General features: G+C 46.3%; 2 protein-coding genes. Both read right to left on the bottom strand.

From position 1 onward, the window contains the following. On the bottom strand, window positions 1-360 hold a 360-nt coding region (locus tag R8O11_RS27090; RefSeq protein WP_318194858.1), incomplete at its 3' end, for a copper chaperone PCu(A)C. Between the two features lie 90 nt (window positions 361-450). Next, on the bottom strand, window positions 451-764 hold a 314-nt coding region (locus tag R8O11_RS27085; protein ID WP_318194857.1), incomplete at its 5' end, for a hypothetical protein.

Below are 764 nucleotides of genomic sequence, written 5' to 3'. Positions count from 1 at the left end.
TGTTTGCGTTGGGTTGAAGATCATTAAATGGAAGCTGCCTGGCTTAAATACCACGGTTTCGTGTGCCGCTACACGCACTTCATCGATTTTAATCATCTTCATTACACCGTCTTCGTTCGCGTGAGTGTGGATCTCCACGCGGCCAGCGATTGGGCTTTCTGCTGCGATCAACGCGTCTTCTGTATCCCCATGGTTGGTCAGCTGAAAGAATCCGCCAATAACAGGAGCATTTGGCGGCGCTTCACGACTCCAAGGATGACCGATGTGAATTTTTCCGGCTTCGTAATCGTGAGCAAGGCTCATAGGGCTAGCAATGAGAGCGATAAGTGACAAAGTGGCGATTTTCATTTGTTTAAGCATGTGTATTTTCCTTTTAAATAGAATGACTTCCCGAGCAAATGCTCAATGGGATAATTGTTATTATTGTGAGCCTGAGTTCTTAAAGAACCATTAGGCAGGAAAAACACAAGGAGGGGATTGCTTTGGTGCGATATGCTGGTAAACCAATCTGCCGCATTGAGCAAAATGGTAGGGCGTGAGCGCGTGTTTAACGCGGCGTAACCACTGAATGGTGGCAAGATAAAGCCCAACCGCGACAAGCAAGAAAAATTGCACGGCTTGCAGCAGTGGACATTCAAACTGGAAACCGTCGTGTAGCTTCAAGTTATCAATAAATTCGGAAGAAGGTTGAGCGTTTGCAGCGATGAGTGTATTGATGTCAACCCACTTAAAACCTTCAGCGGTACAGAGCAACACCTTTTCAT

This window comes from Vibrio sp. 1288 (assembly GCF_033344475.1).
Note: the sequence above shows the minus strand (reverse complement) of the source record. Positions and strands in the feature narration are given on the sequence as shown.